This window comes from Microbacterium sp. P26 (genome assembly GCF_023712585.1).
Classification (GTDB): domain Bacteria; phylum Actinomycetota; class Actinomycetes; order Actinomycetales; family Microbacteriaceae; genus Microbacterium; species Microbacterium algihabitans_A.
In genome coordinates this window covers 1-456 of sequence record NZ_JAMAXZ010000027.1, presented here as the reverse complement: position 1 = coordinate 456, position 456 = coordinate 1, and the positions used below count along the sequence as shown (strand labels likewise).

The following is a 456-nucleotide window of genomic DNA, read 5'->3' as shown; positions in this document are numbered from 1 at the left end:
ATCTAAAGGTAAATGCCTGACTAGGTAGTTATGTATAACCATTTCTTTCTTATATGAGGGCGTCTCGACATTCAAAAATGTTTTTAACTTTGATGCTGGTAATTTCATTGCTAAACGGTGAAGGCTCGAAGAGCTGAAAACATCTGCGTGTTCTAACTTATAATCTTCTTTAATTTTCGCAAGAGTGGTATATATCTCTTTTGGTAACCCCTGTTCTTTATCCTTGATAACCGCATAAAAAACTTTAAACTCGCAAGACTCATTCCATGATTCTTTTATTTTTTCAACATCTGCTTTCATTTTTTTTATTGCAAATTTTATTGTTTCGCGATTTAATTCCTCCGGAGCGTATACTTGATAATATTCCCCTCGCTCTGGAATATAACCATCGTTACCGCCATCACCTTTTCTTCCCCAAGGTTTGACCTTCCTGAATTTTTCAGGGTAAGATAACTC

At 35.5% G+C, this 456-nt stretch carries 1 pseudogene; it reads right to left on the bottom strand.

Annotated elements, in window-relative coordinates:
- A pseudogene (locus tag M3667_RS17195) lies at positions 1-456 on the bottom strand (hypothetical protein); the annotation flags it as partial.